The organism is Rhodanobacter sp. AS-Z3 (assembly GCF_029224025.1).
Classification (GTDB): Bacteria; Pseudomonadota; Gammaproteobacteria; order Xanthomonadales; family Rhodanobacteraceae; genus Rhodanobacter.
The window spans coordinates 150,394-175,389 of record NZ_CP119392.1 but is presented as its reverse complement, the minus strand read 5'-3'; the positions used below and the strand labels follow the sequence as shown (position 1 = coordinate 175,389).

20 protein-coding genes are annotated in these 24,996 nt (G+C 62.4%); 12 read left to right on the top strand and 8 right to left on the bottom strand.

Going from position 1 to position 24,996, the window contains the following annotated elements:
- Positions 1-95 precede the first annotated feature (95 nt).
- The 4 genes from PY254_RS00785 to putA form a co-directional block, all read right to left on the bottom strand.
- Entirely contained in the window at positions 96-1,238 is a 1,143-nt protein-coding gene (locus PY254_RS00785; RefSeq protein WP_281013584.1) for an SO2930 family diheme c-type cytochrome, read from the bottom strand.
- A gap of 11 nt (positions 1,239-1,249) precedes the next feature.
- Positions 1,250-2,482, bottom strand: coding sequence for a parallel beta-helix domain-containing protein (locus tag PY254_RS00780; protein ID WP_281013583.1), 1,233 nt, complete (start codon positions 2,480-2,482; stop codon positions 1,250-1,252).
- A 128-nt stretch (positions 2,483-2,610) separates the two neighbouring features.
- Entirely contained in the window at positions 2,611-3,693 is a 1,083-nt protein-coding gene (locus tag PY254_RS00775) for an AraC family transcriptional regulator (RefSeq protein ID WP_281013582.1), read from the bottom strand.
- A 158-nt stretch (positions 3,694-3,851) separates the two neighbouring features.
- Entirely contained in the window at positions 3,852-7,007 is a 3,156-nt protein-coding gene (gene putA, locus PY254_RS00770; protein WP_281013581.1) for a bifunctional proline dehydrogenase/L-glutamate gamma-semialdehyde dehydrogenase PutA, read from the bottom strand.
- Between the two features lie 281 nt (positions 7,008-7,288).
- On the opposite strand from putA, the gene PY254_RS00765 reads away from it, so the two are divergent.
- The 5 genes from PY254_RS00765 (at position 7,289) to PY254_RS00745 (ending at position 11,551) form a co-directional block, all read left to right on the top strand.
- Positions 7,289-7,726: a DUF2244 domain-containing protein gene (locus tag PY254_RS00765; protein WP_281015120.1), complete on the top strand. Its 438-nt coding sequence runs from the start codon at positions 7,289-7,291 to the stop codon at positions 7,724-7,726.
- Between the two features lie 50 nt (positions 7,727-7,776).
- A complete protein-coding gene (gene coxB / locus PY254_RS00760) occupies positions 7,777-8,658 on the top strand; it encodes a cytochrome c oxidase subunit II (protein WP_281013580.1) in 882 nt (293 codons plus the stop codon).
- Positions 8,659-8,734: 76 nt separating this feature from the next.
- Positions 8,735-10,351, top strand: coding sequence for a cytochrome c oxidase subunit I (ctaD, locus tag PY254_RS00755; protein WP_281013579.1), 1,617 nt, complete (start codon positions 8,735-8,737; stop codon positions 10,349-10,351).
- 61 nt (positions 10,352-10,412) lie between these two features.
- Positions 10,413-10,550: a hypothetical protein gene (locus tag PY254_RS00750; protein WP_281013578.1), complete on the top strand. Its 138-nt coding sequence runs from the start codon at positions 10,413-10,415 to the stop codon at positions 10,548-10,550.
- Positions 10,551-10,663: 113 nt separating this feature from the next.
- Positions 10,664-11,551 (top strand): cytochrome c oxidase subunit 3, encoded by an 888-nt coding sequence (locus PY254_RS00745; RefSeq protein WP_281013577.1) that lies wholly within the window; start codon positions 10,664-10,666, stop codon positions 11,549-11,551.
- Positions 11,552-11,803: 252 nt separating this feature from the next.
- Here the strand turns inward: PY254_RS00745 and PY254_RS00740 are convergent, their stop codons facing one another.
- Complete coding sequence (locus tag PY254_RS00740) at positions 11,804-12,019, bottom strand: twin transmembrane helix small protein (RefSeq protein ID WP_068092259.1); 216 nt, start codon at positions 12,017-12,019, stop codon at positions 11,804-11,806.
- Between the two features lie 59 nt (positions 12,020-12,078).
- Here PY254_RS00740 and PY254_RS00735 point away from each other — a divergent pair, with 59 nt between their 5' ends.
- From PY254_RS00735 to PY254_RS00705, 7 genes are all read left to right on the top strand, one after another.
- Positions 12,079-12,837 carry an SURF1 family protein gene (locus PY254_RS00735; RefSeq protein ID WP_281013576.1) on the top strand — a complete coding sequence of 253 codons (759 nt, stop codon included), beginning with the start codon at positions 12,079-12,081 and terminating at the stop codon, positions 12,835-12,837.
- Positions 12,834-13,406, top strand: coding sequence for a hypothetical protein (locus PY254_RS00730; RefSeq protein ID WP_281013575.1), 573 nt, complete (start codon positions 12,834-12,836; stop codon positions 13,404-13,406). The genes PY254_RS00735 and PY254_RS00730 overlap by 4 nt, the downstream gene beginning before the upstream one ends.
- Entirely contained in the window at positions 13,406-14,581 is a 1,176-nt protein-coding gene (locus PY254_RS00725; protein ID WP_281013574.1) for a COX15/CtaA family protein, read from the top strand. The genes PY254_RS00730 and PY254_RS00725 overlap by 1 nt, the downstream gene beginning before the upstream one ends.
- 2 nt (positions 14,582-14,583) lie before the next feature.
- Positions 14,584-15,486, top strand: a complete 903-nt coding sequence (gene cyoE / locus PY254_RS00720) for a heme o synthase (protein WP_281013573.1) — start codon at positions 14,584-14,586, stop codon at positions 15,484-15,486.
- 317 nt (positions 15,487-15,803) lie between these two features.
- On the top strand, positions 15,804-16,016 hold the full coding sequence (locus tag PY254_RS00715; protein WP_281013572.1) for a hypothetical protein: 213 nt from the start codon (positions 15,804-15,806) through the stop codon (positions 16,014-16,016).
- Between the two features lie 214 nt (positions 16,017-16,230).
- Complete coding sequence (gene mgtA / locus PY254_RS00710; RefSeq protein WP_281013571.1) at positions 16,231-18,870, top strand: magnesium-translocating P-type ATPase; 2,640 nt, start codon at positions 16,231-16,233, stop codon at positions 18,868-18,870.
- Positions 18,871-19,779: 909 nt separating this feature from the next.
- Positions 19,780-20,754 (top strand): hypothetical protein, encoded by a 975-nt coding sequence (locus PY254_RS00705; RefSeq protein ID WP_281013570.1) that lies wholly within the window; start codon positions 19,780-19,782, stop codon positions 20,752-20,754.
- 704 nt (positions 20,755-21,458) lie between these two features.
- On the opposite strand, the gene PY254_RS00700 is transcribed toward PY254_RS00705, so the two are convergent.
- The 3 genes from PY254_RS00700 to dnaG form a co-directional block, all read right to left on the bottom strand.
- On the bottom strand, positions 21,459-22,460 hold the full coding sequence (locus tag PY254_RS00700) for a bile acid:sodium symporter family protein (protein WP_281015119.1): 1,002 nt from the start codon (positions 22,458-22,460) through the stop codon (positions 21,459-21,461).
- A 9-nt stretch (positions 22,461-22,469) separates the two neighbouring features.
- The gene (locus PY254_RS00695) at positions 22,470-23,090 is read right to left on the bottom strand and encodes a DedA family protein (protein WP_281015118.1); all 621 of its coding nucleotides are present in this window, start codon (positions 23,088-23,090) and stop codon (positions 22,470-22,472) included.
- Between the two features lie 130 nt (positions 23,091-23,220).
- Entirely contained in the window at positions 23,221-24,957 is a 1,737-nt protein-coding gene (dnaG, locus tag PY254_RS00690; RefSeq protein WP_281013569.1) for a DNA primase, read from the bottom strand.
- Between the last annotated feature and the right edge of the window lie 39 nt (positions 24,958-24,996).

Sequence of the window (24,996 nt, the reverse complement as noted above, 5' to 3'; positions counted from 1 at the left end):
CCGAATAATCCCCTTGGGTATTGGGTCGTGCGCTGGCGACGCCAGCACACGACAAATCTCTATTTGGTGCCGGGCGCTATCTGCGCACAGCCACGTCAGTGCAGGATGTCGCAGTTGCCCTTCATCGCGAGAATCCACGAACGGATAAGTGCGACCCCTTCGCGATCCACCGTGTCGCGGCCAAGCTCGGGCATCATCACGCCCGGCCTGGTGGATTCCAGTCGGTGTACCAGAATCGATTCATCCGGTTTGCCGGGAACGATGTCAAACAGACGGCCACCCGTTGCCGGGCCGGCTGCCTCGGGCGACTTGCAGATGCCTGCGTAATGCGTTCCGGCAGGGATGTCGCTGCCCAGCCACAGACCGGTGACGTTGGCGACGCCGTTCGGGTTGTGGCACGACTCACAGTTGACGTCGAGGTAAGCGCGCGCCCGTGCATCGAGCGTGGCGCTTGGATCGCGCCAGTTGGCCTGTTTCGGTATCTCCGCAGGCTTCGGCAGATCGCTGAGGTAGCCGATGGCCGCCAGATGCTGCAATTGATTCTGGCGACCAGTGCCGTAGTCGTAGTCCCGGTTCAAGTTGCGTGCACGCGGGCCGAGTGGATGGATCTGGTTGGTGACCATGTTGGCTTTGTGGCAGGTGGCGCACTGGCCTTCATCGGGAACCACGTAGTTGAAGTCCGTGCGCTTGCCCTCGTCGTCCACCAGGGTCAGCGGCTCGACGGCGCCAATGCGGGTCAGCGTGGCTTCGGTCTGGGCATCGTTCCAGACGTAGGTCATCGGGGCCCAGCCATCCTTGCGCAGCACCAGCAAGCGGGTCTCGATCAGGCGGACAGACGCCATGTTCAGGCCTTGGCCGGCGAAGTCACCGTGGTCGCGCAAAGTACGGGCCACCTCGCTGAACTTGCCGTTGGCGACGCGCGGGTAATAGAACGTCTTGCTGACCACGGTGCCGACCGGGAAGTCGAAGGTGTTGGTAGCCGAGTATTTCGCCGACACGCCCTTCGGCATCCACACCGTGCGCAGCTTGTGCACGTAGTCGGAGAACAGGTGCGTGTTGAGACCGTAGGGCACCACGCCCGCGTTGAGTTCGAGCATGCCGTCGTGCACCTCGACCAGATGCCAGTCGCTGAGCTTGGGCGGGCGACCGTCTTCGTGGAAGGCCACGGGTGCCATCTCGTGATGGCAACCCGCCAGCAACAACAACGCCAGCAGCGCTGCGCATTTCGTCAAATTCATCAGCGTGCCCTTCAGATCTTCGGCTCGGGATTGAGCACCACCGGGGGCAATTTCGGCAGCGTGCACGCGAACGGCTTCATGTCCTTGCTGGGGTTCTTGTAGCCGTTCGGACCGTCTGCATTGAGTACGCCGTTGACGCCCTCCAGGCAGATGCGCGCTTCGGCCGGTACTTCGCCGCCCTGATATTTCGGGTTGACGTAACCATCCCACAGCACATCGGGGAAGCTGCCATTGACCCCGTACAGCGCGGTCTTCAGCGCCTTGAACTCCATGTTGCCGGGAGAATTGCCGCCGCCCTTTAGGCGGTTGCCGTAAACGTAGATGCCTTCCGGATACGGGTTGTAGTTGGCGGCCACGCCGGTCTTGGTGGCGTAGTTGGTGGAGTAGAAGCTGGCGATGATGATGTTCGCCGTCTGGTTGCCGGAGATATCGTTGTCGAAGATCTCCACCTTGTCGTTGGAGTTGATAACCACGCCGGAGCCGGCCGGCACGCTGGCAACGGCTGCACCGTTCGCCGCAAAGTTGACGTGGTTGTTGTCGAAAACCTTGTTTTTGTAGATGCGCGTGGAGTGCCCTTCCATCAGCAGGCTGGGCATGTTGAACACCAGGATGCCGCCGGAGTTGTTGGTGGCGGTGTTGCCGTAGACATCGGCATTGATGGTGTTCTCGACCTCGATACCGGCCGGGCTCTGCTCGGCGCGATTGTTGCGCACGACGGCATTGGTGGTCTGGCCGACATAGATGCCGGCGTCGGAGGCGCCGATTGCCACGTTGTTCTCGATCAGCACGTTCTGCGTCTTGACGGGATAGATGCCATAGGCGCCGTTGCTGGTCTTCGCACCCTCGGTCCATTCCACGCGGATGCCGTGAATGGTGATGTTCTTGCCTTCGATGATTTTCAGCGCATCGCCCATGGTGTCTTCGATGGCCAGGTTTTCGATGGTGAAGTCGCTGGCATTGACCAGCAGGCCCTGCGGCCCGACGATCTGGCCCTTGAACGACAGCACCGTCTTGTCCATGCCGGCACCGCGGATAGTGACGCCGTCGGTATGCAGGCTGAGGCCGCGCTTGAGCGAATAATGGCCGGGCGGAATCTCGATCACGCTGCCGGGCTTGGCGTCCAGCAATTGTTCCTGCAGCCTGGCCTCGAAGCTGGCGTCGCTGCTGGCCTGCGGTGCCGGCTCGGATTTGCCGCAACCGGCCAGTGCTGCAGCGATGGCTACGGTGATGAACAATTTACGCATGACGTCGGACTCCCCCATTAGGAACGAATGCACAGTTGCCACCACTGTCCATCAATCCACCCCAAAGGGGGAGGGCACAACGGCCAATCGACGGGGGGTAAACAGGCCAAATGACCCGTCATGTGTGATCAGGCGGCGTTGCGCCGGGCATCCTGTGGCGGCATGCCGGTCCAGCGTTTGAACGCCCGGCGAAACTCGCGTGGGTCGTTGAAGCCCACCTCGCTGCCAATCTGGGCCACGCTGAGCGAGCCCGCCTGCAGCAATTGAAGTGCACGTTCGGCGCGCACGCGATCATGGATTTCGCGGAAGATGCGCCCGCTCTCGGCCAGCTTGCGCCGCAACGAGCGTTCGCTGAGGTTGAGCGTGCGGGCCACGTCATTGAGGCGCGGCTGCGTTGACAGCTGACTGCGCAGCAAGCGCTCTACCGCGGCCACGATCTCCTGATGGGGTTCGCCACCATCTGGCGTGCGTTGCTGTGTGCACAGCGCCAGCGCCTGTTGCGCGGTCAGTGGATTGAAACCGGGCAAGGGTCGCGCCAGCCATTGGGTGCTGATGAGCAACTGGTTGCGTGGCGCGCCAAAACGGACTTCGCAACCAAACAACGCTTCGTACTCGGCGGCGTAGGCAGGTCTGGAGTAGGCAAACTCCGCGCGCACCGGACACAGTTCGGCGCCGACCAGTTCGCGCGCAATCATCAGGCAGCTGGCAAACAATTCCTCACAGAAGAACGGCATCAGTTCAGTGTCGCCGAAACGCGGCCACGCCACCAGCGACACCTCGCGTTCGCTGACCGGCTCGACCGCCACTTCCAGCAGACAGCCGCAAATCTTGTGATGGGCTATCCCGGCGAACATCGCCTCGCCCAGCGTACGCGAAGTCATCATCGCCAAGCCCAGCAGGCCGAAGCCGCCGATGGTGCCTTCGCGGCCAATGCGCAGGCCGGCGTCGGGTATGCCCAGTGACTGCAGTGCGCGGCGCGCAAAGATGTTGGCCTGACGGTAGGAAACCCGCAGCGCGGGATCGGCAATCTGCTCGCGGCTCAACGCCAGTCCGGCAAACCACGACCGGCTGTCGATGCCTGCGGCGTCAGCCAGCTGCGCCAGATACAGCAGCTTGTTCGGCGGAAATTCCGCCGCCGTGTAGCGCGGGTCATCCGTAGCCAGCGTGGCGGATGGCGGGTTCAGGCCGATCCTTTCAGCAGGGCGTGCCATGGGTTGGTTGCTCCAGCAGGTGCAGGCCGGACGCGGCCGGCATTTGCCGTCTTTCTACCATGCGCGCACACACAAGAGCTTGCGCGTTGCACCAACGAAGCCGTTGTGAGTCCGTGCTCAGGGTCCTCTGACCACGCGGCCAGAGGACCCTGAGTTGATCACTCGCCGATGGTCAGCAGCGACGCGTTGCCGCCGGCTGCCGTGGTGTTGACGGTCAGCGTGCGTTCGCCGGCGAAGCGCAGCAGGTAGTGCGGGCCGCCGGCCTTGGGGCCGGTGCCGGACAGGTTCTCGCCGCCGAACGGCTGCACGCCGACCACCGCGCCGATCTGGTTGCGGTTGACGTAGCAATTGCCCACGCGGGCGTGGCTGGCGATGTAGTCGATGGTGTCGTTGATGCGGCTGTGGATGCCCAAGGTCAACCCGTAACCGGTGGCGTTGATCTGGTCGACGATCTGCTTCAGTTCGCTGCCCTTCCAGCGGATCACATGCAGTACCGGACCGAACACTTCGCGAGTCAGTGTGGCCAGCGACGGAATCTCATAGGCGCGCGGTGCGAAGAAGGTCCCGTTGGCGGTGAGTGTCGGGTCCATCGCCACTTCGCCGATCTTCTTCGCTTCACGGTCCATCCGCGCGGCATGCTCGACCAGGATCTTTTTCGCGTCTTCGTCGATCACCGGGCCGACATCGGTGGATAGCAGGCCCGGATCGCCGACCTTCAATTCGGCCATCGCGCCGGTCAGCATGGCGGTCACCTTGTCGGCGATGTCTTCCTGCACGAACAGCACGCGTACGGCCGAGCAGCGCTGGCCGGCAGACTGGAATGCCGAGGCAATCACGTCTTTGACGATCTGCTCGGGCAATGCGGATGAATCGGCGATCATCGCGTTCTGGCCGCCGGTCTCGGCGATCAGTGCGGCGATCGGCGCGTTGCGTGCGGCCAGTGCGCGGTTGATCGCCCAGGCGGTATCGGTGGAGCCTGTGAAGGCCACGCCGGCCACGCGCGGGTCCTTGGTCAGTGCCGCGCCGACAGTGGTGCCGTCGCCCGGCAGGAACTGCAGCACGTCGACTGGCACACCGGCTTCATGCAGCAGTTTCACCGCGGCATGGCCGATCAGCGAAGTCTGCTCGGCCGGCTTGGCGATCACGCTGTTGCCGGCGGCCAGCGCGGCGCTGACCTGGCCCAGGAAGATCGCCAGCGGGAAGTTCCACGGGCTGATGCAGACGAATACGCCGCGACCGTTGAGAAATAGCTGATTGCTCTCGCCAGTCGGGCCGGGCAGCTGTTCCGGCTGACCGAACAGACGGCGCGCCATGCTGGCGTAGTAGCGCAGGAAGTCGGCCGCTTCGCGGATCTCGGCGATCGCGTCGGGCAGGCTCTTGCCCGCTTCGCGTACGCATAGCGCAATGAACTCGCCACGACGTGCTTCAAGCAGTTCGGCGGCGTGTTCGAGGATGGCGGCGCGACTGGCAGCCGGCAGGCGGTCCCAGCCGAACTGCGCGGCAACCGCGTTGCCCAGCGCCTTGTCGACGGTGGCGCTGTCGGCGCTGATGTAGCTGCCCACGCTCTGACGGCGATCGGCCGGATTGGTTACCTGCACGGTCGGTCCGTTGGCATTGGCACCCGGCACCAGCGGTGCCGCCGTCCACGGGCCGGGGTTGGCCGCCACGGCATCGGCCATCGCTTTCAGTTCGTTGTCGTTGGAGAAGTTGACGCCCATGGAATTCTTCCGAAGTTCACCAAAGAGATTGACCGGCAGCGGGATGCGCGGATGCGAAATGGAGCTGAAACTGCGTACCGTCTCGCACGGATCGGCGACCAGTTCGCGCACCGGCAGCGTCTCGTCGACGACGCGGTTGACGAAACTGGTGTTGGCACCGTTCTCGAGCAGGCGACGCACCAGGTACGGCAGCAGGTCCTCGTGCGTGCCGACCGGCGCGTAGACGCGGCAGGGTACGTTGAGGTTCTGCGCGCCGATCACTTCGGCGTACAAATCGGTGCCCATGCCGTGCAGTCGCTGGAATTCGAACGGGCGGCCCTGTGCGAGGTCATGCACGGCAGCGATCGAATGGGCGTTGTGGGTGGCGAACTGCGGATAGATCAGTTCGCTGCCGGCATCGAACAACTTGCGTGCGCAGGCCAGATAGGACACATCGGTATTCGGCTTGCGCGTGTACACCGGGTAGCCAGCCAGACCATTTTCCTGCGCGCGCTTGATCTCGGCATCCCAGTAGGCACCCTTGACCAGGCGGACATACCAGCGGCGTTTTGCAGCGCGCGCGGTTTCGATCAGCCAGTCGATGACGAACGGAGTGCGCTTGGAGTACGCCTGCACCACGATGCCCAGGCCGTTCCATCCCTCGAGCGATGGATCGGCGAAGACGTCGCCAATGATGTCCAGCGAAAGCTCCAGCCGATCCGCTTCTTCGGCATCCACCGACAATGCGATGCCGTTTTCCATCGCCAGTTGCGACAGTTCCAGCAGCTTTTCGGTGAGCTGGCGGCGGGCGAGTTCACGCTTGGCCACTTCGTAGCGAGGGTGCAGCGCCGACAACTTGACCGAGATCGACGGTGCATCGGTGTGGTTGGCAAACGGGCCACGCTCACCGATAGCGGCGATCGCCCGGCGATAGTCTTCCTGATAGCGCTCGGCCGTTTCCGCAGTGAGCGCCGACTCGCCCAGCATGTCGTAGGAATAGCGATAGACCGCATATTCCTTCTTCGCGCAACGATCGAGCGCCTCGTTGATACTGCGGCCCATCACGAACTGGTGGCCCATGATGCGCATGGCCTGGCGCACGGCCAGGCGGATCGCCGGTTCGCCGGCGCGGCCGACCAGCCGCTTCAGCGCGCCGCCGAAGTCATGCCGGGTATCTTCGGCCAGATTCACCAGATGGCCGGTGAGCATCAGCCCCCAGGTCGAGGCGTTGACGAACAGCGACTCGCTCTGACCCAGATGCTTCTTCCAGTCCGCGTCGCCGAGCTTGTCGCGGATCAGCTTGTCAGCGGTGGCCTTGTCCGGAATGCGCAGCAGCGCTTCGGCCACGCACATCAGCAGCACGCCTTCTTCGGACGACAGGTCGTACTGGCGCATGAAGGATTCGACCGCGCTCTGGTCCTTGGCGCGCAAACGCACGCGGGAGACCAGGCCGGCCGCCACGTCGATCACCTGCTCGCGTTTGCTGGCGGGCAAGCTGGCCTGGGCCAGCAGATCGTTGACCGCTTCGGTCTCGTCACGCAGCCAGGCGGCGGTGATGCGCGCGCGCGCAGGCGTGCATTCGACGGGGAGTTCGGGGCTGAGAATGGCTTCGGTCACGGGGCAGCTGCCAGGATTCGCGCGGGGCGAAGGGAAGCGCGGAATTGTACGCCGGAGACCGTCACATGGGGTGTTCGAGTGCCTGTTTTGCCCGCTTGCGGCCACTATCCGCAGTTCGCGCGATGTTGTCGGCAAGGTTGGCCGCAGGAGCTGATCCAGGTCAACGGGGTGCGACATTCTTGCCCGTTTCGCCGCCGCGGCCTATCATTCTCTGGTTCCAGGCACGCCGGGTCCCCATGATCGTGCTTCGACCAGCTATCGCCGGCTTGCCCCGCGTGACGATGTGGCTCAAGCCCAATCGCACGCTCAGCCGGCGCGGTCTGCGTCGACTGATCATGATTCTGGTGGCACTGGTGCTGATGACGGCAGGACTGGGGGCGTGGCAGGGGAATGTGTTTGCTCCGCTGTTTGCCTTGGTTGAATCCGCCGCCGTGGCCCTCGCCTTGAGCGTGGCCTGGCGGGCCGGCGACCGTAGTGAGCGCATCACCCTCGACGAAACGTCGTTGGAAGTGCATTCGCTGCCGGGTCGGCGCCGCACGTGTTTCCAGTCCTGCTGGGTGCGCGTGTTGCTGGAGCCGGGTCATGGACGCCAGCGGTTGCTGCTGGCGTCGCATGGACGAAAATTGGAGATCGGCGCATTCCTAGCGGAACAGGAACGCGTCGCGCTGTCGAAGAAACTCATGGTGTTGCTGGCCGAACTCAACCAGCCGCGCAAGTAGGTTCAATAAAGGTGCAAGACATGACATCTGGCGGCATCAGGCGATCCTTCATGGCAGCGGCGACTCTCGCCCTTGCTTCGTTCGGCAGCGTGGCCCTGGCCGCCCCCGGCCCGTGGCAATTGAACATGGAGCCCGGCGCCAGCACCTGGTCGGCGGTGCCTTACCATCTCAACAACATCTCGCTGGCGGTGTGCACCGTGATCGGTGTGCTGGTGTTCGGTGCGATGTTCACGGCGATGTTCCGCTTCCGCAAATCGCGCGGTGCGGTTGCCGAGAAGTGGTCGCACAACACCATGGTGGAAGTGATCTGGACCACCATTCCCGTGCTGATCCTGATTACCCTGGCCTACCTGGCCACCGGCGGTCTGACCAGCTGGGCGGATACCACGGGCTCGCAGATGACCGTCAAGGTCACCGGCTACCAGTGGAAGTGGCGCTACGACTACGTCGACTACATGGGCAAGTCGATCGCCAAGGTCGGCTTCATGTCCAAGCTGGACTCGCAGAGCGACCAGACCCGCCAGATCGGTTCGGGCATGGACCCGTACGCGGTCAAGGTTGGCGACGAAAGCACCTATCTGCTGAATGTCGACAAGCCGCTGGTGGTGCCAGTCGACACCAAGATCCGTTTCGTGATCACCAGCGGCGACGTGATCCACTCGTGGTGGGTACCGGCCACCGGCTGGAAGATCGATGCGATCCCCGGAATCATCAACGCCGCGTGGGCGAACTTCACCACACCGGGTACGTACCGCGGCCAGTGCGCCGAGTTGTGCGGCCAGGATCACGGCTTCATGCCGATCGTGGTGGTGGTGAAGTCCAAGGCGGACTTTGCCAAGTGGCTGGCCGAGCAGGAGGCGCAGTCCGCTGCACCTGCCGCCGCACCGCAAACCGCGCAGGTTGCCGCACCGGCGGGTGGCAAGCAGGGCTGAGCCCGCTTGCTGCCGTTGCTGACAAATATTTCCCTTTCGCAGTCGCATTCATATTTCAGGTTAGAGGTGCAAGGCCATGTCCTACGCAGCCACCCATGATCACCATGATGATCACCACGGCGCGCCGAAGAATTTCTTCCAGCGCTGGGTCATGTCCACCAACCACAAGGACATCGGTACGCTGTACCTGGTTTTTGCGCTGACGATGTTCTTCATCGGCGGCAGCTTCGCAATGCTGATCCGCGCCGAGTTGTTCAAGCCCGGCATGCAGCTGATGCAGCCGTACTTTTTCAACCAGCTGACCACGATGCATGCGCTGGTGATGATCTTCGGCGCGATCATGCCGGCCTTCGTCGGCCTGGGTAACTGGATGATCCCGTTGATGGTGGGTGCGCCGGACATGGCCCTGCCGCGCATGAACAACCTGTCGTTCTGGATACTGCCGTTCGCCTTCCTCCTGATGCTGTCCACCCTGTTCATGCCCGGTGGTGGCCCGGCCGGTGGCTGGACGATGTATCCGCCGCTGTCGCTGCAGAGTGATTCGCTGGCCTACGTGGTGTTTGCTGTCCACTTGATGGGCATCAGCTCGATCATGGGAGCCATCAACATCATCGCCACCATCCTCAACATGCGCGCGCCGGGCATGGATCTGCTGAAGATGCCGGTGTTCGTGTGGAGCTGGCTGATTACCGCGTTCCTGCTGATTGCCGTGATGCCGGTGCTCGCTGGCGCGGTCACCATGCTGCTGACCGACAAGTACTTCGGCACCAACTTCTTCAACCCGGGCGGCGGTGGTGACCCGGTGCTGTATCAGCACATCTTCTGGTTCTTCGGTCATCCCGAGGTTTACATCATGATCCTGCCGGCATTCGGGATCATCTCGGAAGTGGTGCCGACCTTCGCCCGCAAGCCGATCTTCGGCTACAAGGCGATGGTGTTCGCGATTGCCTGCATCGCGTTCCTGTCGTTCATCGTCTGGGCGCACCACATGTTCGCCGTGGGCCTGCCGCTGGGCGCCGAAATTTTCTTCATGTACGCCACCATGCTGATCTCGGTGCCGACCGGTGTGAAGGTGTTCAACTGGGTGGCCACGATGTGGGGCGGCTCGATGACCTTCGAGACGCCGATGCTGTTTTCGCTGGCCTTCATCATCCTGTTCACCATCGGCGGCTTTTCCGGCCTGATGCTGGCGCTGGTTCCGGCCGACTTCCAGTACCACGACACCTACTTCGTGGTAGCGCATTTCCATTACGTGCTGGTCACCGGTGCGCTGTTCGCGATCATTTCGGCTGCTTATTACTGGCTGCCGAAGTGGACTGGCAACATGTACAGCGAGTTCTGGGGCAAGGTGCATTTCTGGAACAGTGTGATCTGGGTCAACGTGTTGTTCTTCCCGCAGCACTTCCTGGGCCTGGCCGGCATGCCGCGCCGCATTCCCGATTACAACGTGGCGTTCGCCAACTTCAACATGATCAGTTCGATCGGCGGCTTCCTGTTCGGCGCCAGCCAGCTGATCTTCATCGGCGTGCTGATCCATTGCGTGTTCTTCTCCAAGAAGAAAGCTACCGACCGCGTGTGGGAAGGTGCCAAGGGTCTGGAGTGGACGGTGCCTTCGCCGGCGCCGCATCACACCTTCGAGGTGCCGCCGGTGATCAACGACGACGAACTCGCACACGGTCACGTGAACGATTGATGGCTTTCGCGGTGCTCTGGCCAATCGGCTCGGGCACCGTCATGGAATGTGCAGGAACATGATGCAACAGACGACGAGTCATCCAGTATCTGGCGACGACAATCGCCGCAAGGGCGTGCGCCGCACCGTGACCATTCTGGTGGCGATCGTGGCGTTCTTCTTCCTGATTTCGTTCGTGCAGATAGTGTTGATGAAATAGTTGCAACGCGGTCGCTACAAAATCTTTCACCGGTTCGCCAACGCGGCCGGCACGCAGTTCCCCGGGCGGCATGACGGGGCAGAGCCATCAAGAGAAATCCACGGGGTTACACCATGGGTCAGCAGCACGACGCTTACTTTGTACCGGCCAAGAGCCAGTGGCCAATTGTGGCCGCAGTGGTCATGTTCCTCACCGTGTTCGGTGCCGCGCACTGGTTGAACGCCGAGCCCGGTGATGCCGGTTTTGGCAAGACCGTATTGACCGTCGGCGTGATTGGCGTGCTGGCAATGTTCTTCGGCTGGTTCCGTTCGGTAATTCGCGAATCGCTCGCCGGCAGCTACAACCCGCAGGTCGATACGTCGTTCCGCATGGGCATGATGTGGTTCATCTTCTCCGAGGTGATGTTCTTCGGCGCGTTCTTCGGCGCACTGTTCTATATCCGCATGTTCTCGGTGCCGTGGCTCGGTGGCGAAGGCCATGGCGTGCTGACCCATGAATTCCTGTGGAGCGACTATGCCGCTTCATGGGGCGCCAATGGTGGCAATGGTCCGGAGCAGGTCGGCGGCACGTTCCGCACCGTGCCGGCGTGGGGCCTGCCGCTGCTGAACACGTTGATCCTGCTGACCTCCAGCGTCACCGTGACGATTGCGCACCATGCGCTGCGTGCCGGTCATCGCGGCAAGATCCTGGTGTTCCTCGGCCTGACTGTTTTGCTTGGCGCGACCTTCCTGAACTTCCAGGCCCATGAATACATGGAGGCCTACCGCGAGCTCAACCTGACCCTGCACAGCGGCGTCTATGGCTCCACCTTCTTCCTGCTCACCGGCTTCCATGGCCTGCACGTCACCTTGGGCACGATCATGCTGGCAGTGATCTGGTTCCGCGTACTGGCCGGTCATTTCAGCAAGGACCACCACTTCGGCTTTGAAGCCGTGGCTTGGTACTGGCACTTCGTTGATGTGGTCTGGCTCGGCCTGTTCATGTTCGTCTATATTCTCTAGTTGGACGCGAGGTCCTCTCGCGAAGAGCAGGACCGGCCGTCTGGGCCGGACTCTTCGAAAGAGCGATGCGAGGTCCTCTTGCGGAGAGCAGGACCGGCCGTCTGGGCCGGACGCTTCGAAAGAGCGCAAGATCCGTCCCGCGAGCAGGCAACAAAAAACCCGCCATTGGCGGGTTTTTTGTTGGTCTGGTTGAGTGCCTACTGCTGCACCCACTGGCGCCAAGGAAGCGCGGCAGCGGCGCAACCGGTACAATCACTGGCCGACGTCGTGGGGATGCAGCCAACCCATCCAGATACCAAACGCGACCATGGCAATGAACAGCAGTGACAGGCCGATGCGACGAGTCAGCGCCCATACCGTGCGACGGTCGTCGTCCTTGTCGGTCATCATGAAGTACAGCGCCTGGCCAAGGCTGAAGATCACCACCAGCAGCACTACGACCAGCGCGATTTTATAGATGGTTTCCACGTGATTGATCCGATCCGGTTTGACATGGCCAGTATAGCGGCCACCAGCAGGCGTCCAGCGTGAGCGGCTTTCGCCGTCCGTCGTGGTGGGCGCTGCTGCTGACCGTGGCTGGAGCCCTGCTTTTCGTGCGTTTGGGCGTCTGGCAGCTGCATCGTGCCGACTTCAAGGAGTCGCTTCTGCGACGGTATGCCGCGGCGGCTGCGGCGCCGGTGCAGGACTTCTCGCAACGGTCGTCCAGCCCGGATGGGGCGATGTTCGCGCGGGTCCGGGTACACGGCCGTTATCTGGCTGATCGACTGTATTTGCTGGACAACCCGAAGCACGACGGCATGGGTGGCGTGGAAGTGTTCGTTCCGCTTGCGCTGCACGATGAATCGAAACTGCTGCTGGTTGACCTCGGGTTCCTGCCTGGCAATGGCAACGGCAAGCAACCCCAGTTGCCGCCGCTGCCGGAAGGCGAAGTGACCTTGCAGGGGTTGTACGTGCCGCCGCCGCCGGTGGGTTTCGAGATGGGTGGCAATGCCCTTACGCAGCAGAGCAGCTGGCCGAAAACCACGATCTTCCTCGATACCGGCGAAGTCTCCCGTGATCTTGGCCGTCCGCTGTATCCCCACTTGCTCGCGCTGGATGCAGATCCGGCATCAATCTACGTGCGCGTGCACACGCTCGATTTTTCCTCGATGCCGCCCGCGCGACATCGCGCCTATGCGTTCCAGTGGTTCACCTTCGCGCTTGCCGCGGTGGTGATCCTGCTGGTCCTGCATCGCAAGCGCAAACCGCGCAAATCCGATTCCGCCAAGGTTGATGACGTCCGATGAAAGCTGCCGATCCCGCTGCCCTGCGCAAGAATCGCTTGTTCCTGGTACTGATTGCGCTGGTGTTTGCCGCGCCGATGATCATTGCCGGCGTGCTCGGTTGGGCTGGCTGGATGCCGGCCACCAAGGGCAATGGCGAGCCGATCGTGCCACAGCGAAATTTCGTGACCGAGCAAGTGCGTGTAGCGTTGGCTGACGGGAAGACCTACGCATGGCGCGACAGCGAGCCGCGATTTACCCTGGTCGCGCTGGCCGGCCCGGACTGTGCCGCGCAATGTTTTGAAACCCTGACTGGCATCGCCAAGGCGCGGGTCATGCTCAATCGCAACCAGTCACGACTGCGCCTGCTCTATATCGGCGTGCCGCCGGCGGATGCGGATCGGCGCGCCGCGATGCAGGCGTACTGGACGTTTGGCACTGATGCCGAGGGCAAGCTGGCGGCCTATGTGCCGACCACCGCGGACAGCATCAGTGCCGTGCTGGTGGAGTCGAATGGCACGGCGCTGTCGTTTTACCCGGCTGGGTTTGATGTGCCCGGTTTGATGCGCGACATGCAGAAGGTGATCAAGTGATGTCCTTGCGGACCATGAAAGCTCTGCGCTGGCTGGCGCTGTTCGCGACCGTGTTCGCGTTCGGTTTGGTGATGTTTGGCGCGTTCGTTCGCTTGTCCAACGCGGGGCTGTCCTGTCCGGACTGGCCGACCTGCTACGGACAGGTCACCTGGCCACAACACGCTCAAGCGGTGGCTCATGCGGATGCCAGTTTCCCCGATCGACCCTACGAAGCGCACAAGGCATGGCGCGAGCAGATCCATCGCTTCTTCGCCGGCACGCTGGGCGTGCTGGTGCTGGTGCTGGCCTTGCTTGCCAGCTGGCGTCGCCGCGGTGCGCTGCTGGCGGTGTTGCTGGGGGCCGTGTTCGCCGCTTGCGGGGTGGGCTTGTACATGCGGGGCGAGCATTGGTGGTCGTCGTGGCTCGCCATTTGCGCGATGGCGCTGCCATTGCTTGCCGCCGCCCGACTGCCGCGCCCCGGTGCCTGGAAGATCTGCGTGCTGGCGCTGGCGGTGATCATCTTCCAGGCGATGCTTGGCATGTGGACGGTGACCCTGCTGCTCAAGCCGGTGGTGGTGATGGGGCACCTGCTCGGCGGCATGACCACGTTTGCGCTGCTGGCCTGGGCTGCTCTGCGTTTCGGTGGGGTGGCTGCCCGGAATGACGACTACGCCAGCTTGCGCCGCTGGGTCGCGCTCGGCATCGTGCTGCTGTTTTGCCAGATTGCCCTGGGTGGCTGGACTTCGGCGAACTACGCGGCACTGGCCTGTGGTTACGGTCCTGGTTCGTTTCCGCAGTGTCTCGGCCAATGGGCGCCACCGACCGACTTCCATGAAGGCTTCGTGTTGTGGCGTGGCATCGGCGTGAATTACGAGGGCGGCGTGCTGGACATGGCCGCGCGCAGCGCGATCCAGATTGCCCACCGCATCGGTGCGCTGGTGGTGTTCTGCTATCTCGGCGGAGTGGCGATCGCTGCTGTACGTCGCGGCTTGCGTCTGGCCGGACTGGCTATCGCGGCGGCGCTGGCCGTGCAGGTCATGCTTGGCATCAGCAACGTCTATTTCGGTCTGCCGCTGCCGGTGGCAACCGCGCACAACGGCGGCGCGGCACTGCTGCTGTTCACCTTGCTGGCCACGTTGGCGCGCACACAGCGGCGGCATGATGATTCGATGTTCCAGTCGTTGGGGCGACACTGAAGATGAGCGTTTTTCGTGAATATCTGCAACTGACCAAGCCGCGCATCGTTGCCCTGCTGGTGTTCTGCGCGGTGATCGGCATGTTCCTCGCCGTGCCGGGCATGCCGCCCTGGCGTGCGCTGGTGTTCGGTACGCTGGGCATCTGGCTGGCCTCGTCATCGGCCGCCGCGTTCAATCAACTGATCGACCAGCGCATCGACAAGTTGATGGTGCGCACCGCACACCGCCCATTGGCTACCGGCCATCTCAACGTGCGTCAGGTGTTCGTGTTCGCGCTGTCGTTGGGCATCCTCTCGATGGTCGTGCTGGTGCTGCTGGTCAACACGCTGACTGCGGTGTTGACCTTCGCCGGCCTGATCGGTTACGCGGTGATCTACACCGCCTTCCTCAAACGGGCCTCGCCGCAAAACATCGTGATTGGCGGCCTGGCCGGGGCGATTCCGCCGGTGCTGGGCTGGACCGCGGTGACGGGTTCACTGCATCCGTATGCGTTGCAGCTGTGCCTGATCATCTTCGTGTGGACGCCGCCGCACTTCTGGGCACTGGCGATCTTCCGCCGCGACGACTATTCACGCGCCCAGGTACCGATGCTGCCGGTGACTCATGGCGTGGTATTCACCCGTTGGCACATCCTGTTTTACACCGTGCTGCTGGTGCTGGTGACCCTGCTGCCGGCGCTGACCGGCATGAGCGGGATGATCTACCTCGGTGGCGCGGCGGTGCTTGGCGGCGCGTTCCTCTATTACGCAGTGCGACTGTTGAATCCGCCGGACGAGTTGTACTCGATGAAGGTGTTCAACTATTCGATCATCTACCTGATGGCGCTGTTCGCCTTCCTGCTGGTCGATCACTGGCTGGTCGATCCGCTGGTGCAGCAGGGTCTGAGCTTGCAGCGGGTGATTTGAGCGAGTAGCGAGGACATCATGGTGGGGAAATCTTCGCCGCCATGATGGGTTCCACCGATTGACACTTGCGCGCTGCAGCACCACAATGCGCGCGCCCTTCGGCGCGCTTGCGCCGGCCGGCTTCCTGTCCTGACTAACCAAGGCATATGGACGTTTACCCTAGTCGCAACGTCGACATCCGCTCGCTTCGGGTGCCGGCGCCGCAAAACAACACGAACGCCTGCGGCGACCGCCTGCGGTCGGCTGGTGCTTTCCGCTAGGGAAAGTCCGGCCCACTCCTGAGGACGCCATTGGCGTTGTCATGAGGAGATGGGCTGATGAAGCTCCTTCACGATTTTTTCCGGCTGCACCTTGCAGGCCGATACACCGCGGGCGCCGCCTTGCCGGGGTTCAGCGTGACCGTGCCGGCGCCGCTGGCCGGATCGACGGCGGATGGCGACACGTTGCCAACGGCTGCGCTCGCTGTGCGCCGCGAGCCGGCCTCGTTTCTCAAAGCGGCGCGTCATCGACGGCGCGGTCTCGCACGCTGATGAGCATGCTGATCGTACGTCTGGGGTGGCCTCCACCATCGTGCCATCCGACTGGCTGATTCCCCGCCCGCGCTGATCCATCGGGTGCCAACTCGCTGCCGGCAGTTGGCAGGAAGGAACACTGCGGTCATCCGTTGATCTTCGCAGCGGGGTGGCGCCGGATGGACTTCGCCAGCGCCTGCCGCATCGGCATTCCGCTTCACGGAAGCGAAACATGAGCAAGAACTTCTCCACGTCTGCCGCACGCGCAGCAGGCAAGGCGGTACCTGTGATCGTCGCGGCGCAGGCCTTCAGCGACAACCTGGCTTTGCTGGCCGAGCTGGATAGCTCAAGCAAAGGTCTTGATGCTGAGCAGATCGAGACACGGCTGCAGCGCGACGGTGTGAACGAGGTGGCCCATGAAAAGCCGCCGCATTGGTCGATGCAGTTGCTGCACGCGTTCAAGAATCCTTTCATCATCGTGCTGCTGGTGCTGGCCGGGGTGCAGTTGTTCACCGACAAGGGTGACCTGACCGGCCCGATCATCATCGGCGTGATGGTGGGCATCAGCGTGCTGCTCAGCTTCACCCAGGAATACCGTTCGACCCGCGCCGCCGAGAACCTGAAGGCGATGGTGCGCAATACCGCCACGGTGACGCGGCGTGCTTCCGATGGCCACAGCGAACAGATCGAAGTACCGGTGGTCGAATTGGTAGCCGGTGACATCGTTCATCTCGGCGCCGGCGACATGGTGCCGGCCGACCTGCGTCTGCTCAGCGCGAAGGATCTATTCATCAGTCAGGCGATTCTCACTGGCGAATCGTTGCCGGTAGAGAAGTCGGCGCCGTTGCGCGGAGCCGTGCCGACGAGCGACCACGTTGCCCCGCTGGATTTGCCTACGGTTTGCTACATGGGCACCAACGTGGTCAGCGGTACCGCCACCGCCGTGGCGGTAGCGACCGGATCGCAGAGTTATCTCGGATCGATTGCACACAGCATGTCCGGCCAGCGCGTGCAAACCAGTTTCGATCGCGGCGTGAACTCGGTCAGCTGGTTGCTGATCCGCTTCATGCTGGTGATGGTGCCGGTGGTAATCGCGATCAACTGGATCGACAAGGGCAGCTTCCTGCAGGCGTTCCTGTTCGGCCTTTCGGTGGCCGTGGGGCTGACTCCGGAGATGCTGCCGCTGATCGTCACCGCGAACCTGTCCAAGGGCGCGCTGGCGATGTCGCGGCGCAAGGTGGTGGTGAAGCGGCTCAACGCGATCCAGAACTTCGGCGCGATGGACGTGCTGTGCACCGACAAGACCGGCACGCTGACGCTGGACAAGATCGTGCTGGAGCGGCACCTCGATCTGGATGGCGAGGAATCCGACGAGGCGCTGGAATACGGCTATCTCAACAGCCGTTTCCAGACCGGTTTGAAGAACCTGATGGACAAGGCGGTGCTGGAGCATCGCGACCTCGAGGCGGCGGCGCAGCGCTATCGCGTGATCGACGAGATCCCGTTCGACTTCCAGCGCCGGCGCATGTCGGTGGTGGTGGCCAGGGGCGATGGCGAGCATCTGCTGATCTGCAAGGGCGCGGTCGAGGAAATGCTGGCGATCTGTGCATTCGCGAAGACCGGCGACGTCACCGAGCCGCTGACCGACGAACGTCGCCGCGAGATCAAGGCGATGACGCACAAACTCAACGAGGACGGCTTGCGCGTGCTGGTGGTGGCCGTGCGGCGTGGGTCCGCGCATGAGCGTCCCTACGGTGTAGCCGACGAAAGCGACCTGGTTGCAGTCGGCTGCCTGGCCTTCCTCGATCCACCGAAGGACTCGGCAGCTACAGCGATTCGTGCGCTCAACGCGCACGGCGTCGAAGTGAAAGTGATCACCGGCGACAACGAGGCGGTGACGCGCAAGATCTGCCGTGAGGTCGGGCTCGATGTCACCCACTCGGTGGAAGGGCGGGAAATCGAAGTGCTGGATGACGCCGCACTGGACACCCTGGTCGCGCGCGTCACCGTGTTCGCCAAGATGTCCCCGCTGCAAAAGGCGCGCGTGGTGCGCTCGCTGCAGCGGCTCGGTCATACCGTGGGCTTCCTCGGCGACGGCATCAACGACGCGCCGGCGCTGCATGATGCGGACGTCGGCATCTCGGTGGATACCGCGACCGATATCGCCAAGGAGTCGGCCGATATCATCCTGCTGGAAAAAAATCTGATGGTGTTGGAGGAGGGCGTGCTGGAAGGCCGCATCACCTTCGGCAACATCATGAAGTACATCAAGATGACCGCCAGCTCCAACTTCGGCAACGTGTTCAGCGTGCTGGTGGCCAGCGCGTTCCTGCCGTTCCTGCCGATGCTGCCGCTGCAGATCCTGGTGCAGAACCTGCTGTACGACATTTCGCAGTTGTCGATTCCGTTCGACCGCATGGACGAGGAATACCTGAGCAAGCCGCGCAAATGGGACGCCGGTGACATTGGCCGTTTCATGGTGTGGATCGGCCCGGTCAGCTCGATCTTCGACATCACCACGTTCTGGCTGCTGTGGCATTACTTCGGCGCGAATTCACCGGCGCATCAGTCGCTGTTCCAGTCCGGCTGGTTCATCGAGGGTCTGCTGTCGCAGACGCTGATCGTGCACATGATCCGCACCCGCAAGATCCCCTTCGTGCAGAGCATTGCCGCCGCACCGGTGCTTGGCTTGACCATCGCGATCATCGTGCTTGGCATGCTGATTCCATTCAGCGCCATCGGCGCGAAGATCGGCATGGTGCCCTTGCCACCGATGTATTTCGCCTGGTTGGCGTTGACCCTGGTGAGCTACAGCGTGCTGACGCAGCTGATGAAGGTAATTTACATTCGGCGGTACAAGCGCTGGCTCTGATGGCTCTGATGGCTCTGATGGCTCTGTGCTTGTAGCTGCTTTCCGCAGGAGCACGTCCTGTGCGCGGTGCTCTTGCTCTAATTCTGTGGCATTCAGAGCGAAGAGCTTTCGTCCTCCTTCGGAGGGCGAGTTACTTTCTCTTTGCGTGGCCAAAGAGAAAGATAACCAAAGAGAAAGGCCACCCCACTTGGCGCTTGCCGGGCATCCATGCCCGGCAAGTCCGTGAGCCGGGGCCGGGCTTTTCGAGCGGGCTTCCTGCCCGCGCGAAAAGGAGCCGACATCCCTGTCGACTCCCGCTGCGCGGCCTGTCGACCCCGACTCACCGCCGCACAGGGGCCCCGGGTAGAGCAGCGGGCCATCGTGGCCCGCACTCTTCAGAAGAGCCAAGCAACAGCAACGGGCGTCGCGGACGGTAATCGCCCGCCATCACTTGAAATGAAGACCCCAGTCACAGCACGTTTGAAGGGCTGCTATCGACCCAAAGCGGCCGGTCATGAACGGCTACTTTGGGGGAGTCCATTACCGGGGCTGGGGGGCGAAATTTGGGCTGTCCCGGGAGCGCCAGCGCGAGTACTGTTCTCGGAGCAATCCGGCGCAGCCCTGGCACGCAGATGTCCGCTCCAGCACGGCACCAAGATAGACAAATTGGCCAACTGCTGCGTCCGGCTATACTTCTTTGTGATAGCCGGACCGGCCCGATGAAGCGGAGTTAGCACGTTTATGCTTTCACGGTCGCAACCACCCAAAATCCAGTCGCCGCCCTGTGGTTGATCGACCGGACGATCTTTCAACAAGCAAAGCAGCTTTGAGACCGGCACGCTCAATCGCTGCTTTTTCGAACACCCCCGCCGTGCTAGCGCAACTGAGCCGCAGACACCCGACGTTAATGCCGTACAAGCAAGGAGTTTTATGCCGGTTTCAAGGCTGTTATGGAAGAAAGGAACATTCGTTGTCGCAGTTGTGATGGTCCCACTGCTTGCAGCTTTAACCGGCTGCTCTCCGTTTGCAGACAAGAGGCAGATTACTTATACAGTTGACTTTGAGGTCGATGGCCAACAGTACAGCTCGGTTGCCACGAACGATTGTTACAAGTTGTGGAATTTCGAGCGCGGCGATTATTGGATTGAGACGACTTCCAAGACGGTAGTTCGAGGCCGGCTTAAAGACGGTTCCCGATATGTTGTCGGAAGCAGGCAAGGCTACGCGTGCAATGGTACGGGTCACTTAGACGTTCCATCGAACCTTTTCGTTCTTTTACCAGGAAAAGGGATCCCGGTTGTCGAAAGTTTCGACGAAATCCACCGGCATTCACCGCATCATCAAGTGCGCATCAAGAGGTCGTTCATAGACTTCAGTCGTGGCGGAGTTGTTTTTGCCGACATCGCTAGGAAACGCACAAACACAGACGCTCAATCGATGCCAGATGTCGTCATCTATCAGACTGTTGGTGCAAAGCTGACGCCTTTCCTAAATATTGATGACGCTAAGCGAGACTTCTACACTGGCGATTGTCCCAAGCGGGCCGATGTGCGTATGAGCCTAGGATGCACGGACGCGGTTTTTAATTTTCATCCAACCGACGCCGTTATATCTAATACAGACTCCAGCGCGGTATTCGATGGGCATGCTTTCAAACTGACGATGGGGCGGACCAGCGAGGCGGTCACTTGGTTTGCTGATCCCAGTGTGATTTGTCACAAGACGGGCTGTGGTTTCAAGGGGCCAGGTGATAGCCTCTCGCTAGATGAGAAAAGAGATGTTGTAGTTGACTTTGAGAACCATACCTTCGCCCTATCGCCGTTTATTGATCGGACGTTCTATCTCGATCCGGTCACTCGCAGGGTGGTCATCTTGTACGTAGATAACGTGAACCTTATTTTTTGAGCAAACGACGTTCCCCTGGTTGTGAGGAGCAGGGGAGGAGAATCGTCACCTACACACGTTTGCCGAGTTCAACTTGCGGGGATCCTGGATTCCACCACCGTTCAGATGATCGATCGGGCTTCGGGGGGCCTGTTGGGCCGGTCCTTCCGGCCCGGACGAGCGTATAGACCGCGCCCGGCGACCTCATTAGTTTGTCGGACTGGCCGGTGTGCGGGAATCAGCCGCGGCGCCTTTTGGACGCCGTTCAATAGGGACAGCTTCGCCGCGGCTTAGCTTCGAGGTTGAGCGGCCGCACTTGGCCGATAGCAGACCTCCTTCCCCCTCGAATAATCGTCCAAAGCTACTTGCCTTTTGCTCTCGCGACCGCGTAGCGGTTGCCCACCGAGTGTGGGCCAGGATGGCCCGCTGCTCTACCCGGGGCCCCTGTGCGGCGGTGAGTCGGGGACGACAGGCCGCGCAGCGGACATCGGCATGGATGCCGATGCCTTTTCGTCAGTACATGCATGTGCTGTCGAAAAGCCCGGCCCCGGCTCACGGACTTGCCGGGCATGGATGCCCGGCAAGCGCCAAGTGGGGTGGCCTTTCTCTTTGGTTATCTTTCTCTTTGGCCACGCAAAGAGAAAGTAACTCGCCCTCCGAAGGAGGACGAAAGCTCTTGCTCTGAAGTCACAGGCTGCTGTCGACAACAACGACGCCATCGTGTCTCAATCCGCTTCGCGATCATCCTCGACAACGAGTTGCGCCCCCCGCGCCGCATATCGCCTGGCCACCACCGCGCACACCATCAGCTGCAATTGATGGAAGATCATCAACGGCAGCACCAGCGCGCCGAGGCCACCGAGCTGGCCGGCGAACAGGATCTTTGCCATCGGGATGCCGCTGGCCATGCTTTTCTTGGAGCCGCAGAACACGATGGTGATCTCGTCTTCGCGCGAAAAGCCGAGCCGGCGTGCGGCCCAGGTCAGCGTGGGCATCACCAGCGCCAGCAACAATCCGCACATCGCCAGTGTCGAAAGCAGCGCGGAGATCGGCGTGTCGTGCCACAGGCCTTCGACCACCGCCGCGCTGAAGGCGGCGTAGACCACCAGCAGGATGGTGCCCTGATCGGTAAAGCGGAGCAGTGGCTTGTGCTGGTCGACGAGCTCGCCGATCCAGCGTCGCGCGATGTGACCGAGGGTGAACGGCAGCAGCAATTGCAGCACGATGTTGAGCACGCCATGCCAGGAGGTGCCGCCGCCGTGGGTGGCCAGCAGCAGACCTACCAGCAGCGGGGTCAGTGCAATCCCGATCAGGTTCGACATCGAAGCGCTGACCACGGCGGCCGACACATTGCCGCCGGCGATCGAGGTGAAGGCGATCGAGGACTGCACCGTCGATGGCAGCGCACAGACGAACAGGATGCCGAGGTAAAGGTCAGGCGTGAGCAGCGCATGACCCAGCGGACGCAAGGCCAGACCGAGCAGGGGAAACAACACGAAGGTGCCGGCGAAGACAGTCAGATGCAGTCGCCAGTGGGTCAGTCCCTGCACGATGGCCGAACGCGGCAGCTTGGCGCCGTGCAGGAAGAACAGCAGTGCGATGGCCGCGTCAGTGATGATGTCGAAAATGCGTGCCGTATCGCCGCGACAAGGCAGCAGCGAGGCCAGTACGACGGTAGCGAGCAGGGCGAGAGTGAAGTTGTCCGGAACAAGGCGGCGCATCGGAATGCCTTTGATTCAATCCGACTCGCATTGGTCGTGGCGCTTGCGGCGCCACCATGTCACCAATCCGATCAGCAGCAGAATACCGACCAGTGCCCACAGGCCGCCCTGGCCGCGATCGATCCACTTCACTAGCCACTCGTGGTTGTCGGCGCCGAGGAAGCCCAGGTACACCCAGAACGGTACGCTGATCAATGCGGCGGCGGTGTCGATCAGCAGGAAGCGCATGAACGAGACGCGATGCGTCATGCCTGCGGTGAGATAGATGGTGGTGCGCATGCCGGGCAGGAAGCGCGCAAAAAACAGTACCCGGTTGCCGTAACGCTGGAATTTGTCCTGCACCTTGCTGTAGCGCGAGGGAGTCAGGATGCGCGCCACAAACCGCCATTGCAGAATGCGTGCGCCGTAATGGTGGCCGAGCAGGAAGATCGCGCAATCGCCCAGCAACACGCCAAACATCGCCAGCGCGACCATTGCGTGCACATTGGCGTAGCCCAGTCCGGCGATCACGCCGCCGGCAACCAGGGTAATGTCTTCGGGCAGCGGCAGGCCGGCGCCGCAGATCATCAGCGCGATGAACACGGCGACGTAGCCGTTCTCGGCAAAAATCGTGACGAGGTGTTGCAGCAGATCCATCAGTAGTCCCGTGCGTCCCGCGGAATACGCCAGGACGAAGCCGGACATGATCCCATACTCGTATTGTCACCCGCAGCCACGGCCAGGATGACGAACGCGCCACGCGTGAGCCTGCGGCAGTTCAGCGCAGTCATGCCGAAGCTGCCGGCGGGCGCACGCGGGCGGCCAGCAGCTCGCGCAGCTCGGCTTTTTCGGCGCTGTCCAGAGCGCCTTCGCGACTCTTCGCGGTCAGTGCGTCGCGGCGCTGTGTGATGGCCTGATCCTCCATGCGCGCCAGCGCATCGAAAAACTCGACGCTCTGGCTTTCTGGCTCGCCGACCGACAGCGCCGCCATCAGCTTTTGCAGTGATGGATATTCGGGTCGCTCAGCAAAGTGCTCCACCAGCATCGCTGGATTGATGCCCGGTCGTGAGCGCGCCAGATCGAGCAGTTCGGCAAGCAGTTCGACGCCGGGCTTGTCCAGGCGCAGGAAGCGATAAGGCGTTTCCACCTGGTCGGCCAGACCCGGCTGCGCCAGCAGCAGCGAAATGGCGCTGCGCACCAGGCTGCGTTGCACTGTCGTGGGTCGTTGCACTGCCCGTTGGGTGGCCGGATCGGCTTGCAGCATGGCGCGTGCGCCGCTGCGCTTTTCCAGCTCCTGTGCCATCAGGTCGCGGAACGCGCCATCGGGCAGCTTGCCGATCAACGGACGCGCGCGTTCCGCCAGTCGGGCGCGGCCATCCAGACTGGCCATATCGACATCGTGTGACAGTTCGTTGAAGAAATAGTCCGAAAGCGGCATCGCTTCCTTGATGCGCTTCTCGAAGCCGTCCTTGCCTTCCTTGCGCACCAGCGAATCCGGATCTTCGCCGTCGGGAAGGAACAGGAAATACGCCTGGCGGCCGTCGCGCAGTCGCGGCAACGCGGATTCCAGCGCCTTCCACGCAGCGGCGCGGCCCGCGCGATCGCCGTCGAAGCAGAAGACCACGTCCGCCGCCGCGCGAAACAGCACCTCGGTGTGTTCCGGCGTGGTCGCCGTGCCCAGCGTAGCCACCGCAATCGGCAACCCCGCCTGATGCAGCGCGATGACGTCCATGTAGCCCTCGACCACCAGAATGCGCAGCAGGTTCTGGTTGGCCTGCTTCACTTGCCACAGCGCGAACAGCTCGCGGCCCTTGTGGAACAGCGGCGTCTCGGGCGAGTTGAGGTATTTCGGTGACTGCTCGGCGCTCAAGACCCGGCCACCGAACGCGATGACCCGGCCCCGGCGGTCGAGAATCGGAAACATCAACCGCTCGCGAAAACGGTCGTATTTGCTGCCCTTTTCGTTGCTGGCAATCATGCCGGCTTCGTTCAGCAGCTCCAGCCGGCGCGGCGTATTGCCCAATGACTTCATCACGCCGTCATAGCCGGCCGGCGCCCAGCCGAGGCGGAAGCGCTTGATCGTCTCTGCATCCAGTCCGCGTTTCTTGCAATATGCCTGGGCGTCGCTATTGCGTGGCAGTTCGCCCTCGTACCAGCCGGCGGCCGCATCCAGCAGCGCGTACAGGTCGGTCTTGTCTTCGCGTGGCGCCGCCTCGCGGCCACCTTCGCGCGGCACGGTGAGGCCGACCGTCTGGGCCAGTTCCTCGATGGCATCGGGAAACTCCAGCCGGTCGTAATCCATGAGGAACTTGATCGCACTGCCGTGCACGCCGCAGCCGAAGCAGTGGAAGAACTGCTTGGCGGGGCTGACATAGAACGAGGGCGAGCGCTCGTTGTGGAACGGACAGCAGGCAGTCCACTCGCGGCCGGCCTTCTTCAACGGCACCCGCCGCTCGATCACGTCGACGATGTCGACGCGGGCAAGCAGTTCGTCAATGAAGCTGTCGGGAATAAGGCCGCGCATAGGCGGTCTAGTTTAGTCGGTCAGGACGGCCACCGCCGC

What these genes read in the sequence shown, in the direction of transcription:
- PY254_RS00785 (WP_281013584.1), bottom strand. Translation starts at nt 1,238, where the DNA reads ATGAATTTGACGAAATGCGCAGCGCTGCTGGCGTTGTTGTTGCTGGCG.
- PY254_RS00780 (WP_281013583.1), bottom strand. Translation starts at nt 2,482, where the DNA reads ATGCGTAAATTGTTCATCACCGTAGCCATCGCTGCAGCACTGGCCGGT.
- PY254_RS00775 (WP_281013582.1), bottom strand. Translation starts at nt 3,693, where the DNA reads ATGGCACGCCCTGCTGAAAGGATCGGCCTGAACCCGCCATCCGCCACG.
- PY254_RS00765 (WP_281015120.1), top strand. Translation starts at nt 7,289, where the DNA reads ATGTGGCTCAAGCCCAATCGCACGCTCAGCCGGCGCGGTCTGCGTCGA.
- coxB (WP_281013580.1), top strand. Translation starts at nt 7,777, where the DNA reads ATGGCAGCGGCGACTCTCGCCCTTGCTTCGTTCGGCAGCGTGGCCCTG.
- ctaD (WP_281013579.1), top strand. Translation starts at nt 8,735, where the DNA reads ATGTCCTACGCAGCCACCCATGATCACCATGATGATCACCACGGCGCG.
- PY254_RS00750 (WP_281013578.1), top strand. Translation starts at nt 10,413, where the DNA reads ATGCAACAGACGACGAGTCATCCAGTATCTGGCGACGACAATCGCCGC.
- PY254_RS00745 (WP_281013577.1), top strand. Translation starts at nt 10,664, where the DNA reads ATGGGTCAGCAGCACGACGCTTACTTTGTACCGGCCAAGAGCCAGTGG.
- PY254_RS00730 (WP_281013575.1), top strand. Translation starts at nt 12,834, where the DNA reads ATGAAAGCTGCCGATCCCGCTGCCCTGCGCAAGAATCGCTTGTTCCTG.
- PY254_RS00725 (WP_281013574.1), top strand. Translation starts at nt 13,406, where the DNA reads ATGTCCTTGCGGACCATGAAAGCTCTGCGCTGGCTGGCGCTGTTCGCG.
- cyoE (WP_281013573.1), top strand. Translation starts at nt 14,584, where the DNA reads ATGAGCGTTTTTCGTGAATATCTGCAACTGACCAAGCCGCGCATCGTT.
- PY254_RS00715 (WP_281013572.1), top strand. Translation starts at nt 15,804, where the DNA reads ATGAAGCTCCTTCACGATTTTTTCCGGCTGCACCTTGCAGGCCGATAC.
- mgtA (WP_281013571.1), top strand. Translation starts at nt 16,231, where the DNA reads ATGAGCAAGAACTTCTCCACGTCTGCCGCACGCGCAGCAGGCAAGGCG.
- PY254_RS00705 (WP_281013570.1), top strand. Translation starts at nt 19,780, where the DNA reads ATGCCGGTTTCAAGGCTGTTATGGAAGAAAGGAACATTCGTTGTCGCA.
- PY254_RS00695 (WP_281015118.1), bottom strand. Translation starts at nt 23,090, where the DNA reads ATGGATCTGCTGCAACACCTCGTCACGATTTTTGCCGAGAACGGCTAC.
- dnaG (WP_281013569.1), bottom strand. Translation starts at nt 24,957, where the DNA reads ATGCGCGGCCTTATTCCCGACAGCTTCATTGACGAACTGCTTGCCCGC.